Below are 14663 nucleotides of genomic sequence, written 5' to 3' on the forward strand. Positions count from 1 at the left end.
CCCGGTGGACGCCCGCCCCTGCCTCTGGTGGCCGTCGGTTACGGCACGACCTTCTCGATCGTCACGCTGCCCGTGCCCGCGACCGTGCCGCGCGCGTTGACCAGCTGGACGCGCCCGAAGAACTCACGTCCCCCGGGAGCCGCCGCGACGGCGGTGGCGCTGCCGGAGACGGCGGCCGAGTCGCCCGTGCCGAGCTTCACCGAGGCGGCCCCGTCGACCGTGACCTCGCCGAGCGTGGCGGAGAAGAACACGTCCCGGTAGTCGTACTCGGCGGAACCGGCCGGGACGGAGTAGCCCACGACCTGCACGGTGTACGTACCGGCGGCCGGCTTGGCGATGGAGACCGACTCCTCCGAGTCGCCGTCGGCGGACTGGGCGACGCGGGTGCCGGCGGCGTTGTAGACCGCCAGGTCCAGGTCGGCGGCGGTGTCGGTGACGTTGCCGATGGCCACGTCGAGCGACGCGGCGCCCGCGGGCACCTCGACCGTGGTGGTGTGGACGTCACCCGTGCTGATGGTCGGCCGGTCGGTCTTGGCCGAGCCCAGCGGGCCGCCGACCAGCTTGCCGTCCAGGGCGGCGGCCTGGTTGGTCACCTTCCAGGAGACGTCGGCCGGGGTGCCGACCTCGGCCTCCGGGACGGTCACGGTCTCCGGGTCGAAGACCGCGCCGAGCACGGCGACGTCCAGCGTGTACGGGTTGTCGAGCAGCGGCGAGGTGCGGCGCGACTCGACCTCGATCTCCCAGACGCCCGGCTGCGGGTCCGCGTACGAACGCACGTCGGGGCGGCAGGTGTTGGCCGGGTTGGTGTAGTTCGGGTAGCAGTTGACCGTCGACGTCGGGTCGGCCGGGACGCCGTACGGGTGGATGGCGATGAACCGGGTCTGGCTCGTGGCCTTCAGCCCGCCGAGCGCGATCTCCAGCGTCTTCGCGCCCTCGGGCACGGTGACGAAGTAGGAGGTGGTGCTGTTGCGCTGGGCCTTTCCGGAGGCGGAGAAGGTGTGCTTCAGCGGCGCCGAGACGACCACGGTGTTCAGGATCTGCCGGTCGACGCCCTCGGTGCGAGGGTCGTCGACCTCGAGGATCGCGCTCTTCAGACCGGCCGAGCGGGGCGAGGCCTGGACCTTGACGGTCACCGGCTTGTTCAGCGACAGCTGCACGTCGCGGTCGCCGAGGATGCGGAAGGTGTCGCCGGCGTTGTTCTCGAGACCGAGCCTGTGCCGGATGGCGCGGTCGGGGCCGGACGTACGGGTGACGGTGATGTCGTACGTCTTCTTCTGACCGGCCTTGAGGCCGCCCTCACGGTCGTAGAGACCGGTGCCGGAGCCCGGGGTCTTCAGGAACTGGTCGATCGCGGTGTCGACCGGTGCCTTGACCGCGTACTCGTGCGCGGTGGCCCCGTCGCGGATCGCGTCCCAGGCGTCCTCGATGTCGATGAGGCCGGCGCCCTCCTCGTAGGCCTGCACGTCCTTGATGTGCCCGGCGGTGGAGGTGAGGGCGGTGCGCAGCTTCGCGGGGGTGAGGTCGATGCGCTTCTGCTTCGCGGCCGACAGCAGCAGCGCGGCGGCACCGGCGGCCTGCGGAGAGGCCATCGAGGTGCCCTGGAGCATGCCGTAACCGGCGGGCAGGGCGTAGCCCGCCTCGGCGACCGGCGCGCCCGGCGACCAGGTCTGGATGGTGTTGATCGCCGCGCCGGGCGCGACGAGCGTCGGCGTGAAGCCGCCGTCCTCACGCGGACCGCGCGAGGAGAACGGCATCATGGCGTACTTCTTCTTCACCTCGGAGCCGTAGTTGGCGGCCCAGGTCTCCTTGGAGATGGTCGCGCCGACCGAGATGACCTTGTCGGCCAGTGCGGGGTCGCCGATGGTGTTGGCGCCGGGGCCGGAGTTGCCCGCGGAGATCACCAGCTGGACGCCGTAGGTGTCGATGAGGCGGTTGTAGAGCTCGGCGCGGGCGTTGTTGCCGTCGTTCAGCGCCGGCAGACCGCCGATGGACATGTTGACGATGTCGACGCCGCGGTTGACGACGAGGTCGATCATGCCCTCGGTGAGCGCCACGCTGGTGCAGCCGCCGGACCAGGTGCAGGCACGGGAGGAGACGATCTTCGCGCCGGGCGCGGCGCCGTCCATCGTGCCGCCGAACAGGCCGTTGGCCGCGGTGATGCCGGCCACGTGCGAGCCGTGCGAGCCCTGGATGAGGCCGATGTTGACGAAGTCGGCCTTGTCGCCGGCCGCGTTGCGGACGACGTCCTTGCGGATCTCCACGACGAACGGCTGGCGCTCGGCGATCTCGGTGGCCGGGTCGTCGGTGCCGAAGTACCCGATCTGGAAGCCGTCCTTGTACGGCTTCATCGGGGTGTCGTCGGAGAAGTCCTGGTTGTTGTTCAGGTCGACGCGGACCGTGCCGGCCGCCGCGTCGTACAGCACGCCCCAGGAGTCGGTGGTATCGCCGTCGCGGTTGGCGTCACCGCCCGCGTCACCGCCGATGGTGTACGACTCCTTGAAGGTGCTGATCCGGTACGAGCCCTCGGGCGCCGTCCAGGTCGTGCCCTCGTGGGTGAAGGTGGGGCCGGACACCGACGCGGTCATCGGGCGCCAGGTCTGGTCGCCGTCCACGACCGGGTCGGTCGCCGTCACCCAGTCGACGATCTTGCGCTCGCCGGTGGTGGTCTTCTGCAGCGCCGGATGGGCGAGGTCCACACCCGTGTCGAGGACGCCGATGGTGACGCCGCGGCCGTCCGCCTTCGGGTTGTCCTTGACGAAGTCGACGGCACCGGTCTCGAAGGACGGGTTGTACGGGTTCTTGGCGGGGGTCCGCTTCCCGGGAGCCGGGTAGCCGCCCTTGCCGCCCTTGCCGGCGGCACCCTTGGTGGTGTCCGCGCCGGGCGTCGGGTCGTCCAGCGGGATCTCCTCGCGCAGGTCGATGCCGTGCACGGTGGAGAGCTTGGCGGCGGCTGCGATGACCGAGTCCGCCTCGGCGGTGGGGACGGTGGCGCGGACGTAGCCGAGCGCGTCGTGGGTCCGGCCGACCGAACCGCCCTTGACCGCGTCCAGCTGCTCGGCGACCTGCGCGGTCTCGCCGGGGGCGGTGGCGATCATCATCGTGACGTTCTTGACGCCGTCCGCCTTGGCCTCGGCGAGCAGGTCCGCGTCCTTCGAACCGAGCTTGTCGGGCGCGGACTTGACGTCGCCGTCGACGGGTGCGGCGGTCGGCGCGCCGGCGGCGACCGCCAGAGGTATCGGTCCGACCGCACTGAGCGCGGCGACGAGGCCGGCGGCCAGGGCGACACGGGCGACACGTCGTGTGCCCGATATCGCTTCGCGCTGGGAGGAACGGGTCATCGGCATCCCTTGCAGGTAAAGGCACCATCGTGGAGCGACCGGAGTCGATCGACCCTGGTCGCGATCGTCCGGAATGCGACCCCGGACGATCGCTGAGCCTTTCGCAAGGGACAGGTGTTTGGGGAGGGTTGGCCGAATCGAAATGGATGTGTGGGGAAAACCCGCTATGCAGGTATCGGGCGTCGGGTGACGAAGCGGGCAAGTCGTCCGCGCGGTCGCGTCGTACGGCGGTGGCCCGTTGTCGGACACTCGCCTGCCGGGCCGGCGGTCATCGGGGTAACGTCCCGGAGTGCGAGAGAAGTTGAGGGTGGCGGCCTACGCCGTGGTGGTGCGCGACGGGCAGTTGCTGCTGGCCCGGTCCCCGGTCCCCGGAGGTGACCCCGAGTGGGTCCTGCCGGGCGGCGGCATGGAGCACGGCGAGGACCCCTACGACACCGTGCGGCGGGAGGTCGAGGAGGAGACCGGCTACCGCATCGAGGTCACCGGCCTGCTCGGTGTGAACTCCAGTCGGCACACCTTCCCCGGCGGCCGCCTGAGCCGCCCCGTGGACCACCACGGCGTACGGCTGGTCTACGAGGGACGGATCACCGGCGGCGAACTCAGGAACGAGATCGGCGGCTCCACCGAACTGGCCGCCTGGCAGCCCCTGGACGCCGTCCCGGAACTGGTCCGGATCCGTCTGGTCGACATCGCGCTGCGGCTGTGGCGGGAGCGGCCGGCCGTGGGACGGGTCGCGGAACGCGCGGAGGGCTGACCGCTGTGGGGTCGCCCGGTCAAGGCCTCTGACCTCGATCGGGTGATTGCGCCGACTGTCGCGATCGGGTCGACGTTCCCCGACCCGGCTCTCCCGTGAAGTGAACGCGGAGTGACCGCGTTCGGGCCGGTGCGGAAGCGGGTTCCGACCCGCGGGGTGGTCCAAGATCCACGTACAGCGATCGGTGTCGCGCGTTGCCGCCGCGTTCACACGCAGGCCATTCCCGCTGCCAAGCATCCAGTACGAGCGGGACGTTCGCCCGGCGGGCGCCCCGCGACCACTGCCGACGCGTTCGCACCCGGGGAGAGAAGCGCCATGCCGCGCATACGCTCAGTCGCCGACTCCGCTGGACTCCACCGCCGTTCCGTCCTCGCCGTCACCGGTGCGGTGGCCCTCTCCGCCGGCGTCGGTTACGCCCTGCGGCCCGACGGCGAGGCCGTCGCGGCGGACGCCGCCACGGACGAGGCCGTGCGCGCCTCCTCCCGGCAGGCACCGGCCGCCCCGCTCGCCCCGTACACCCGGGGCACCACTCTCGAAGGGGTCTCCGTCCCGCGCGGCGGGTCCGGCTACCGGCGCCTCGAGGAAGGGCCGGGCTGGGGACGGGTGATACGCGGCGAACTGGCCGCGGCCCGCTCCGGCCGGGACGACCGCCGCACCACGCTGGCGGCGTTCGTACACCTCACCGACCTGCACGTGCTCGACGTGCAGCACCCGCTGCGCCTGGAGTACCTGCGTTCCACCGATGTGCGCGCCTGGCGGCCCCAGGAGGCGCTCACCGTGCACGGCGCGGTCGCCCTCGTCGAGCGGATCAACGCACTGCGCGGCGCCCCCGTCACCGGCTCCCCGCTGCACTTCGCGATGACCACCGGCGACAACACGGACAACAACACCCGCACCGAACTCGACTGGTTCCTGAAGGTGTTCAGCGGTGGCCGCGTCACCCCCAACTCCGGGGACCCGCGCCACTACGAAGGCGTCCAGAACAGCGGCCTGCGGCAGTACTGGCAGCCGGACACCGCCGTCCGCGACGCCGACAAGCAGCTCGGCTTCCCGCACCTGGACGGCTTCCTCGCGGCGGCCGTCCGCGAGGTCAACAGCCCCGGCCTCAACCTCCCCTGGTACTCCACCGTCGGCAACCACGACACGATGCCGCTCGGCTGCTACGCCTCCCACGGCGACTCCCACCTCGCCGAACTCGCCGTCGGCGGACGGAAACTGATGGAGATACCGGCGGCCGAGGCGAAGAAGCTCCAGCAGGCCATCAAGAAGGCCACCGACCCCCGGGGCGTCCAGTACGGCGAGTTCCTCAAGACCCACGCCCGCGCGATGCGTCCGGTCACCCCCGACGAGGCGCGCGCCCCGTTCACCCCCACCGAGTACCTGAAGGCGCACCTGGACCCCGCACACCGCGGGTTCGGCCCGGTGGGACACGGCTACACCGCCGCCAACCTCGACGCGGGCACCCAGTACTACGCGTTCCGCGTCTCCGACGACGTCATCGGGATCAGCCTCGACACCACCGACCCTGGCGGCCACTACACGGGCTCCCTCGGCACGGCCCAACTGCGCTGGCTGGAGCGGACCCTGCGGACGAACAAGGACTCCCGCGCGATCGTCTTCAGCCACCACACCAGCGAATCGATGTCGAACACGCACCGCGACCCGGCCCGCCCCGACGAACGGCGCCACGACGGCAGGGAACTCCTCGAGCTCCTCGGCCGGCACCGCAACGTGGTGGCCTGGGTCAACGGTCACCTCCACCGCAACGCCGTCACCCCGCACACCGGACCCGCCGGCTCCTTCTGGGAGATCTCCACCGCCTCCCACATCGACTTCCCCCACCTCGCCCGCGTCATCGAGCTGGTGGACAACGAGGACGGCACGCTGTCCCTCTTCACCACCCTGATCGAGTCCGCGGCCCCGTCCCGCACGGACCACGACGACCTCACCCAGACCGGCCTGGCCGCCCTCTACCGCGAACTGTCCTCCAACGCCCCGGACGCCCGCACCGACCTCGGCGGCACCCCCCAGGACCGCAACACGGAACTCCTCCTCAAGGCGTAGGAAGCCGGAAGGGCGGGCGGAACCGGCGGTACGGACGCACGGCGCGGGGCCGGGTCAGCGGGGCAGCACCACGACGTAGGCGGCGGGATCGCGGTCGTCCGCGGCCATCAGCGCCGTACGGATCACCATCGCCTGCTGCTCCGCCGCGTCCCGCAGCTTGTGCGGGGTGACGTGCACGACGGTGACGCCGAGCCGCTCCAGGAGTTCACGCTTGCGGGCGTACTCGAACCACAGGTCCTCCTGGCAGAGGTCCTGCCGGGACGTCCGGGTGTCCAGCTCGAGCGCCACGGCCTGGTCGGGCCAGTAGGCGTCCAGGCCGCCGAGGTGGGGGCCGCCCGGCAGGCGCAGGTCGACGTTCCACACCGGGTCGGGCAGACCGTACTCCCGCACCATCCGGTACAGCCGGTCCTCCGCGACCGCGCGGCCCCCGGCCACCAGCGAGTCCACCGCGTCCACCACGTGCGGCCGGTCCAGGAGCTTCGCACCGGTCAGCTCCCGCACCACCGTGGCCGCGTCGCAGTGGCCGCCGACCACCGCCTCCGTCAGCAGCCGGAGCACCGCGGCCGCGTCGTCCACCGTGGCCACCGCGTCGGCCAGCGCCCGCGGGACCGGCGCCACCGGCACGCCCGTCACCTGCGCGGGAACCGGCAGCACCGACGTGCGGACGATGCGGACACAGCCCGTGGAGCGCAGCCGGCGCAGTCGTGGCACCAGCACGTCGAAGGCGTCCAGGGAGGGCAGCGGGGGAGCGGAGGAGAAGCCGTGCAGGGTCAGCGCGGCCAGCCCGGTGATCATCGCCTCCTCGTAGCGGGGCGCCGTCGAGTCGGCCGGGCCGGGCTGGCCGGGGACCCGCACGGACCGCTCCCGCGCCGTGTACATCAGCACCGCGTGCAGTCGCTCCTCGCTGGTCGGCGGGCCCGGGTGGAGCAGGACGACGCCGGGGAGGAGCTGCCGCCAGGCGCCGCCGGGGCGGCACCGGTCGTCGGCCTCCGCGGCGGAGACACCGTGCGAGCGGAGCTGGGCGGTGGTCAGCACGCGCCGGGTGCCGGCGGCCAGGTGGTGCAGGGAGCGGGGGAAGAGCGGGGTCTCGTGGTTCATGTCCGGCAATGTCCCCGTGTGAGGTCCGCCCCCGAACCCCTGTTACAGAGCCGTCGACAATCAGGGACAAGCTCGTCCTCAAGGACGCTTGTTCGGATGCCGAAAACCCCCTGGTCCGTTCGGGTGGGACCAGGGGGCGCGGCTGATATTGACCGAATTTAGTAACGGTCACGGAGCGCGTATCCCAGGGGTGGGATCGCACCGGGAGCGGGTGGGTGTCGGTCCGCCGCGGCGGCGGGCCGACACCGCCGCCGCGGTGGGGGTCAGCCGGCCGCCGCGTCGCACGCCTGGCCGCGCAGCGCCCGCGCCAGGTCGTCCCGGGCCTCCAGCACCAGCCGGCGCAGTGCCGGGGCCGCGTCCTGGTGGGCCGCGAGCCAGGCGTCCGTCGCCTCCAGCGTCCCGGGCGAGTCCCGCAGATCGGGGAACAGGCCCCGCACCACGTCCATGCCGATCTGGATCGACCGCTCGGTCCACACCCGCTCGATCACCGCGAAGTACTTCTCCGCGTACGGCGCGAGCAGCTCCCGCTGCGAGGGCTGGGCGAAGCCCGCGATCGTCGCCTCCACCAGCGCGTTGGACAGCTCGTCCGACTCCACGACCCGCTGCCACGCCCGCGCCTTCACCTCCGCCGACGGGCGGGCGGCCAGGCAGCGGACCTGGTGGCGCCTGCCGGAGGCGGTGTCGTCCCGGGCCAGCTCCTCGGCCAGCGCCTTCTCGTCGGCGAGCCCGTGCGCGGCCAGCGGCTCCAGGAACGCCCAGCGCAGTTCCTGGTCGACGTCGAGCCCGTCGACCGTCACCGTGCCCGACAGCAGCTCCCGGAGCAGCTGGAGGTCGCCCGGCGCACCGGCCGACCGGGCGAAGAAGCGGGCCCAGGCCAGCTGCTGCTCGCTGCCCGGCGCGGCGGCCTCCAGCTCACGCCGGGCGCCCTCGGCGAGCAGCCGGCCGCCCGTCTCCCGCCAGGCGGGCGCCGCGTAGTGGACGAGCGCCGACTCGGCCCAGGCGTGCAGCATCTGCAGCACGCCGATGTCGGACTCGCGCCCGCCGAACCGCAGCACCAGGTCCACGAACTCCCGCGCGGGCAGCAGCGCGTCCCGCGTCATGTTCCACAGCGCCGACCAGCACAGGGCGCGGGCCAGGGGGTCGGTCAGCGCGCCCAGGTGCGCGCGGAGCGTGGCCAGCGAGGTCTCGTCGAAGCGGATCTTGCAGTACGTCAGGTCGTCGTCGTTGACCAGCACCAGCTCGGGCGCCTCGGCACCCGCCAGCTCGGCGACCACCGTACGCGCCCCGTCGACGTCCGCCTCGGCGCGCGCGTACCGCTCGAGCGCGCCGTCGCCCGTGCGCCGGTACAGGCCCACCGCGACCCGGTGCGGGCGCAGTTCGGGATGAGATTCCGCGGCTTCCTGCACCACCGCGAGCTCCTCGACCCTGCCGTCCGCACCCAGCAGCACCTGCGGGGTCAGGGAGTTGACCCCCGCCGTCTGCAGCCAGGACCGCGTCCAGGCCGCCATGTCCCGGCCGCTGGTCTCCTCGAGGACCGACAGCAGGTCACCGAGGCGGGTGTTGCCGTACGCGTGCCGCTTGAAGTAGCGGCGGGAGCCCTCCAGGAAGGCGTCCTGGCCGACGTACGCCACCAGCTGCTTCAGCACGGAGGCGCCCTTGGCGTAGGTGATGCCGTCGAAGTTGAGCTTGGCGTCCTGGAGGTCGCGGATGTCGGCGGTGATCGGATGCGTGGACGGCAGCTGGTCCGCGCGGTACGCCCAGGCCTTGCGGCGGTTGGCGAAGGTGATCCAGCCGTCGGTGAACCGGGTGGCGCCCACCAGCGAGAACGCGCCCATGAAGTCGGCGAAGGACTCCTTCAGCCACAGGTCGTCCCACCACTCCATGGTGACCAGGTCGCCGAACCACATGTGCGCCATCTCGTGCAGGATCACATTGGCCCGGGCCTCGTAGGACGCCTGCGTGACCTTGCCGCGGAAGATGAACTCCTCCCGGAACGTGACGAGTCCGGGGTTCTCCATCGCGCCCAGGTTGTACTCGGGCACGAACGCCTGGTCGTACTTCCCGAAGGGGTACGGGTAGTCGACGTGGTCGTGGAAGAAGTCCAGGCCCTGCTTGGTCACCAGGAACACGTCGTCGGCGTCGAAGTGCGGCGCGAGACCCTTGCGGCACATCGCGCCGAGCGGGATCTCCAGCCGCGTGCCGTCGGGCAGTTCACGCTCGTAGGTGTCCGTGACGTAGTGGTACGGACCGGCGACCACGCACGTGATGTACGTCGAGATCGGCTTGGTCTCCGCGAACCGCCAGACGCCGTCGGCGAGTTCACCGACGCCGTTGCTCCACACCGTCCAGCCCTCGGGAGCCCGCACCTCGAAACGGTAGGGGGCCTTGAGGTCGGGCTGCTCGAAGGTGGCGAAGACGCGCCGGGCGTCGGCCGGCTCGTACTGGGTGTAGAGGTACACCTCGCCGTCCTCGGGGTCGACGAAGCGGTGCATGCCCTCGCCGGTACGGGAGTACGCGCACCGGGCGTCGACGACCAGCTCGTTGTCGGCGGCCAGGTCCTCCAGCAGGATCCGGGAGCCGTCGAACACCTCCCCGGGGTCGAGGTCCCGCCCGTTGAGGGAGACGGCCGTCACGCTCGGCGCGATCAGGTCCGCGAAGCTGCTCGCGCCCGGTTCCGCGCAGCGGAACCGGAGGGTCGTCACCGAGCGGAAGGTGTGCGGCCCGGCCGCACCGTCACCACCGTCCCCGCCGGTCGCGGAGCGCAGGTCGAGGGACACCTCGTACCCGTCCACCGACAGCAGTGCGGCCCGCTCCCGGGCCTCGTCACGGGTCAGGTTCTCACCGGGCACGGGCGAACTCCTCGTACGTCGTCGTCGACAGGGCTGGACAGCACCGATCCTGCCATGCGCCCCTGACCAGGGGCAGCCGGGAATGACCGGGGGGAGTCCGGGCGTTTCCCCGGGGAAACGCCCGCCCCGTACTTCCCTCCCGAGGAGAGACATGCCCGACACGCCCCCCGCCGCCGCGTCCGCCACCCCTGTCGACTTCTGGTTCGACCCGCTGTGCCCCTGGGCCTGGATGACCTCCCGCTGGATGCTGGAGGTGGAGAAGGTGCGGGACGTCAAGGTCCGCTGGCACCTGATGAGCCTCGCGGTCCTCAACGAGGACAAGATCGACGAACTGCCCGAGGAGTACCGCGAGATGCTCGAGACCAAGGCCTGGGGACCCGTCCGGGTCGCCGCCGCGGCCGAGCAGGAGCACGGCGCCGAGGTGCTCGGCGACCTCTACACCGCGCTCGGCACCCGCTTCCACAACCAGGACGAGGGCCCGGAGAAGGAGGCCGTCGCGGCCGCCCTGAAGGAGGTCGGCCTGCCCGACTCCCTCATGGAGCACTGGGACTCCACCCCGTACGAGCCCCAGCTGCGCGCCTCCCACCAGGAGGGCATCGACAAGGTCGGCCAGGAGGTCGGCACCCCGGTCATCGCCGTGCCCGGCGCGGACGGCGAGCAGATCGCCTTCTTCGGTCCGGTCGTCACCCCCGCGCCCCGGGGCGAGGAGGCGGCCCGCCTCTGGGACGGCACCCTCGCCGTGGCCTCCGTCCCCGGTTTCTACGAGATCAAGCGCACCCGCACGCAGGGCCCGGACTTCAGCAACCTGTGACGGCGACGGGCCGCTCCGGGGCGGGTCGCTCCGGAACTCACCCCGGAACTCACCCCGGGACTCACTCCGGGACGGGCACGCGGACGGCCTTGGGGAAGGGCTTCATGACGAACCCCGTGCGCAGGTTGCGGCACTGCCTGCCGGTGTCCGGGTCCAGCACGTTCTCGCAGAGCCAGAACTCGTTCACGCCCGCGCGGCCCAGCCGCTCCTTGAGCCAGTTCTGCTCGGCCTTGTCGAGCTGACGGTGCTGCTGGTCGGCGTCGCACGTCCAGCAGGGCAGTTTCATGGTCCTGGGTGTCGTCATGGGTCACTTTGACCCGGAACGCCGCATACCGGAAGCCCCCGCGAGTCCTGTCCTCGCAGGGGCTTCCCTTTTTCCGCCTGCCGGGTGAACGGTGAGAAGACGATCACGGGGCAGGACGCTCACCGGGACCTCGCGGGCCCCCGGGGTGCCGGTCTCAGGGAGCCAGCAGCAGCACATCCGTGCGGGACTTCGCGGCTTCGTAGCGCCTGGCCACGTCCTGCCAGTCGACGACCTTCCACATCGCCTCGATGAAGTCCACCTTCTGGTTCTTGTACTGGAGGTAGAAGGCGTGCTCCCAGGCGTCGAAGACCAGGATCGGGGTCGCGCCCTGGCCGACGTTGCCCTGGTGGTCGTAGACCTGCTCGACGATCAGCCGCCCGCTCAGCGGCTCGTACGCCAGCACGCCCCAGCCCGACCCCTGGGTGGTCGCCGCCGCCTTGGACAACTGGGCCTTGAAACCGGCGAAGGAGCCGAAGGACTCGGCGATCGCGTCGGCCAGCTCGCCCACGCCGTCGGCGGCCAGCGGCTCGCCACCACCGTCACCCGCCATGTTCCGCCAGTAGATCGAGTGCAGGATGTGCCCGGAGAGGTGGAAGGCCAGGTTCTTCTCCAGCCCGTTGACCGAGCTCCACGCCTCCTTGTCCCGCGCCTCGGCGAGCTGCTCCAGCGTGTCGTTGGCGCCCTTCACATAGGCCGCGTGGTGCTTGTCGTGGTGCAGTTCGATGATCTCGGGGCTGATCACCGGCGCGAGCGCGGAGTAGTCGTACGGCAGGTCGGGCAGCGTGTAGACGGGCATGGGGTCCCCTTCGAACCTCTTATTGCAAAGAGCTTGCAACTGCACGTTAGCAGCAGAAGGGGCCGGGATGCGGGGTCGGCGTGCACCCGGGCACGGAAAAGGCCCTCACCCGGACACGTCGTCCGGATGAGGGCCTTCGCCGTCAAAACCGCCAAAGGGAAGGGGGTCTCAGCTCCCCGCGCGGGCCCTGGCCCGCTGCCAGGCGTAGCCCGCGGCCGCCAGGACCAGGACCATGCCGCCCGTGGAGTACAGCTGCACACGGGTGCCCGGCTCCCGGGCCATGAGGACGAAGACGCACGCCATCCCGGCCAGCGCGACCCACGTCAGCCACGGGAACGCCCACATCCGCACCACCAGCTTCTCCGGCGTTTCGCGCTCCAGGACGCGGCGCAGCCGCAGCTGCGAGACGGCGATGAAGATCCAGACGACCAGGATCACCGCGCCGATCATGTTCAGCAGCCAGGAGAAGACGTCGTCGGGCCGCCAGTAGCTCAGCAGCACGCACAGGAATCCGAAGACCGAGGAGGCCAGCACGGCGAGCCGCGGCACCCCGGCCGACACCAGGGCCAGCACCTTCGGTCCCTGTCCGCGCTCCACCAGGGAGTAGGCGATGCGCGAGGCGCCGTAGATGTTGGCGTTCATCGCGGACAGCAGCGCCACCAGCACCACGACGTTCATCAGCTGACCGGCGCCCGGGATGCCGAGCCGGTCCAGGGCGGCGACGTACGGACCGCTCTCGACCACCGCCGGCGAGTCCCATGGGACCAGGGCCACGATGACCGCCATCGAACCGATGTAGAACAGCCCGATCCGCCACATCGCGGTACGGACCGCGACGGCGACGCCCCTGACCGGGTCCTCCGACTCGGCCGCGGCGATGGTGACCGTCTCCAGGCCGCCGTACGCGAAGACGGAGGCGAGCAGCCCGATCACCAGCCCCTCGCCGCCGTTCGGAAACAGATCGGTGAGGTTCGAGGAGCCCGGGGAGTCGGTGCCCGGCAGCACGCCCGCGAGGGCCAGCACCCCGAGCACCAGGAACAGGGAGATCGCACCGACCTTCAGTGCCGCGAACCAGAACTCGAACTCGCCGAAGTTCTTCACGGCCGCCAGGTTCGTGCCGCAGAACACCACCATGAACAGCGCCACCCACGCCCACTCGGGCGTGCCCGGGAGCCAGCCTGTGACGATCTTCGCGGCGCCGATGCCCTCCAGGCCGACGGCCGTGCACAGCAGCACCCAGAACGCCCAGCCCGCCGTGAAGCCCGCCCAGGGCCCGAGGGCCCGCTCGGCGTGCGCCGAGAAGGAGCCGGACGAGGGGTGTGCGGCCGACATCTCGCCGAGCATCCGCATCACCAGCATGACCAGCAGGCCGGAGAGGGTGTAGGCGAGGACGATCGACGGCCCGGCGGCCGCGATGCCCGCGCCGGAGCCGACGAACAGCCCGGCCCCGATCACCCCGCCCAGGGCGATCATCGACAGATGCCGCTGCTTCAGGCCGTGGGAGAGGGAGGACTCCTCCCGCTGCGGCGGTGTCTCGACGGAGGTGCTGGGAACGGACACAACTCGTCCAATACGGGAGACGATGAAACCCCGTCAGTCTGGGCGGCCGCTCCCGCCCGGCGGGGAGCCTGCCCATCATGTGGACACGTGTCATACGGAGGGTGTCAATCCGGTGACCGGCGGGTGGCCGACGGGCCGCCCGGCGGTGAGCCGGACAGGGGAGCGCGAGCCGGGCCCGGGGCGCGGGCGCCGCTTTGGCGGGACCCTACAGACGCCGGTCGGGCGGCCCCTGTGGGAGAGGCCATGTCACCCCCGTGACCGGTATCACGCCGTTGCCCGGGTTGGGGGCGTTCTTTGTCCGAAGCCCACCATCCGCGTGTCGGCGCCTTTGTCGAGCGCTGACGGTGATCAGCGCGAGGGCGCTGGGATAGCGTCGCTTTCGTCCCCAGCCCCCTCACCCCGCGGAGTCCCCATGAGCACCGCTGCCGCTTCGTCCGCCCTGTCCCAGGAAGGCGGGACCCGCGTCGGTCTGGTCCTCGCCGACCTCGTCCCGGCCTCCCGCGTGCGGGACGTGGCCCTCGTGGTCGGCGGTGCCGCGCTCACCGGCGTCGCCGCCCAGCTCGCCGTCCCGGTCCCCGGATCCCCGGTGCCGGTGACCGGCCAGACCTTCGCCGCGCTGCTCGTCGGCACCACCCTCGGCGCCCGGCGCGGTCTCCTCTCCCTCGCGCTGTACGCGCTGGCGGGCGTCGCGGGTGTGCCGTGGTTCGCCGAGGGCGGGTCGGGCTACGGGGCGCCGGCGTTCGGCTACATCCTCGGCATGCTGCTGGCCGCGGCCGTCGTGGGCGCCCTGGCGCGGCGCGGCGCCGACCGCTCCGCGTGGCGGATGGCGGGCACCATGCTGCTCGGCTCGGCGGTCATCTACGCCGTCGGCGTGCCCTACCTGGCGCTGGCCACCGGCATGTCCGCCACCGCCGCGATCGCGGCCGGCCTCACCCCGTTCCTCATCGGTGACGCCCTGAAGGCGGCCCTGGCGATGGGTGTGCTGCCGACCGCCTGGCGGTTCGTCAACAAGCGGTGACTCTTCGGTGGTCCCCGGAAGGGGGCCGGCCGGGCGCACGCACAGCGCCCGGCCGGCCCCCTTCCGCGTCC

General features: G+C 71.7%; 10 protein-coding genes. 4 read left to right on the plus strand and 6 right to left on the minus strand.

Going from position 1 to position 14663, the window contains the following annotated elements:
* Positions 1-38 precede the first annotated feature (38 nt).
* Complete coding sequence (locus ACTWJ9_RS22230; RefSeq protein WP_443294677.1) at positions 39-3338, minus strand: S8 family serine peptidase; 3300 nt, start codon at positions 3336-3338, stop codon at positions 39-41.
* Between the two features lie 289 nt (positions 3339-3627).
* On the opposite strand from ACTWJ9_RS22230, the gene ACTWJ9_RS22235 reads away from it, so the two are divergent.
* The gene (locus ACTWJ9_RS22235) at positions 3628-4092 is read left to right on the plus strand and encodes an NUDIX hydrolase (RefSeq protein WP_443294678.1); all 465 of its coding nucleotides are present in this window, start codon (positions 3628-3630) and stop codon (positions 4090-4092) included.
* Between the two features lie 315 nt (positions 4093-4407).
* On the plus strand, positions 4408-6156 hold the full coding sequence (locus ACTWJ9_RS22240) for a TIGR03767 family metallophosphoesterase (RefSeq protein ID WP_279336026.1): 1749 nt from the start codon (positions 4408-4410) through the stop codon (positions 6154-6156).
* A 54-nt stretch (positions 6157-6210) separates the two neighbouring features.
* Here ACTWJ9_RS22240 and ACTWJ9_RS22245 read toward each other — a convergent pair whose 3' ends face one another.
* Both ACTWJ9_RS22245 and pepN read right to left on the minus strand, forming a co-directional pair.
* On the minus strand, positions 6211-7254 hold the full coding sequence (locus ACTWJ9_RS22245) for a hypothetical protein (RefSeq protein ID WP_279336027.1): 1044 nt from the start codon (positions 7252-7254) through the stop codon (positions 6211-6213).
* Positions 7255-7517: 263 nt separating this feature from the next.
* Entirely contained in the window at positions 7518-10103 is a 2586-nt protein-coding gene (pepN, locus tag ACTWJ9_RS22250) for an aminopeptidase N (protein ID WP_443294679.1), read from the minus strand.
* 151 nt (positions 10104-10254) lie between these two features.
* Between pepN and ACTWJ9_RS22255 the strand changes: the two genes are divergently transcribed.
* Complete coding sequence (locus ACTWJ9_RS22255) at positions 10255-10914, plus strand: mycothiol-dependent nitroreductase Rv2466c family protein (protein ID WP_279336029.1); 660 nt, start codon at positions 10255-10257, stop codon at positions 10912-10914.
* Positions 10915-10975: 61 nt separating this feature from the next.
* Here the strand turns inward: ACTWJ9_RS22255 and ACTWJ9_RS22260 are convergent, their stop codons facing one another.
* The 3 genes from ACTWJ9_RS22260 to ACTWJ9_RS22270 all read right to left on the minus strand — a co-directional run bounded on the left by ACTWJ9_RS22260 (position 10976) and on the right by ACTWJ9_RS22270 (position 13574).
* Complete coding sequence (locus tag ACTWJ9_RS22260; protein ID WP_279336030.1) at positions 10976-11218, minus strand: hypothetical protein; 243 nt, start codon at positions 11216-11218, stop codon at positions 10976-10978.
* A gap of 154 nt (positions 11219-11372) precedes the next feature.
* Positions 11373-12014 (minus strand): superoxide dismutase, encoded by a 642-nt coding sequence (locus ACTWJ9_RS22265; RefSeq protein WP_443294680.1) that lies wholly within the window; start codon positions 12012-12014, stop codon positions 11373-11375.
* Between the two features lie 168 nt (positions 12015-12182).
* Complete coding sequence (locus ACTWJ9_RS22270) at positions 12183-13574, minus strand: amino acid permease (RefSeq protein ID WP_387038920.1); 1392 nt, start codon at positions 13572-13574, stop codon at positions 12183-12185.
* A gap of 412 nt (positions 13575-13986) precedes the next feature.
* Here ACTWJ9_RS22270 and ACTWJ9_RS22275 point away from each other — a divergent pair, with 412 nt between their 5' ends.
* Positions 13987-14592, plus strand: a complete 606-nt coding sequence (locus ACTWJ9_RS22275) for a biotin transporter BioY (RefSeq protein ID WP_279336033.1) — start codon at positions 13987-13989, stop codon at positions 14590-14592.
* The last annotated feature ends 71 nt before the right edge of the window (positions 14593-14663 follow it).

The sequence above is a fragment of the Streptomyces sp. GDS52 genome (genome assembly GCF_052246875.1).
GTDB classification, from domain to species: Bacteria; Actinomycetota; Actinomycetes; order Streptomycetales; family Streptomycetaceae; genus Streptomyces; species Streptomyces cathayae.

Excerpts from the sequence above, each read along its gene's own strand:
- ACTWJ9_RS22230 (WP_443294677.1), bottom strand. The coding sequence starts at position 3,338 with ATGACCCGTTCCTCCCAGCGCGAAGCGATATCGGGCACACGACGTGTC.
- ACTWJ9_RS22240 (WP_279336026.1), top strand. The coding sequence starts at position 4,408 with ATGCCGCGCATACGCTCAGTCGCCGACTCCGCTGGACTCCACCGCCGT.
- ACTWJ9_RS22245 (WP_279336027.1), bottom strand. The coding sequence starts at position 7,254 with ATGAACCACGAGACCCCGCTCTTCCCCCGCTCCCTGCACCACCTGGCC.
- ACTWJ9_RS22255 (WP_279336029.1), top strand. The coding sequence starts at position 10,255 with ATGCCCGACACGCCCCCCGCCGCCGCGTCCGCCACCCCTGTCGACTTC.
- ACTWJ9_RS22260 (WP_279336030.1), bottom strand. The coding sequence starts at position 11,218 with ATGACGACACCCAGGACCATGAAACTGCCCTGCTGGACGTGCGACGCC.
- ACTWJ9_RS22265 (WP_443294680.1), bottom strand. The coding sequence starts at position 12,014 with ATGCCCGTCTACACGCTGCCCGACCTGCCGTACGACTACTCCGCGCTC.
- ACTWJ9_RS22275 (WP_279336033.1), top strand. The coding sequence starts at position 13,987 with ATGAGCACCGCTGCCGCTTCGTCCGCCCTGTCCCAGGAAGGCGGGACC.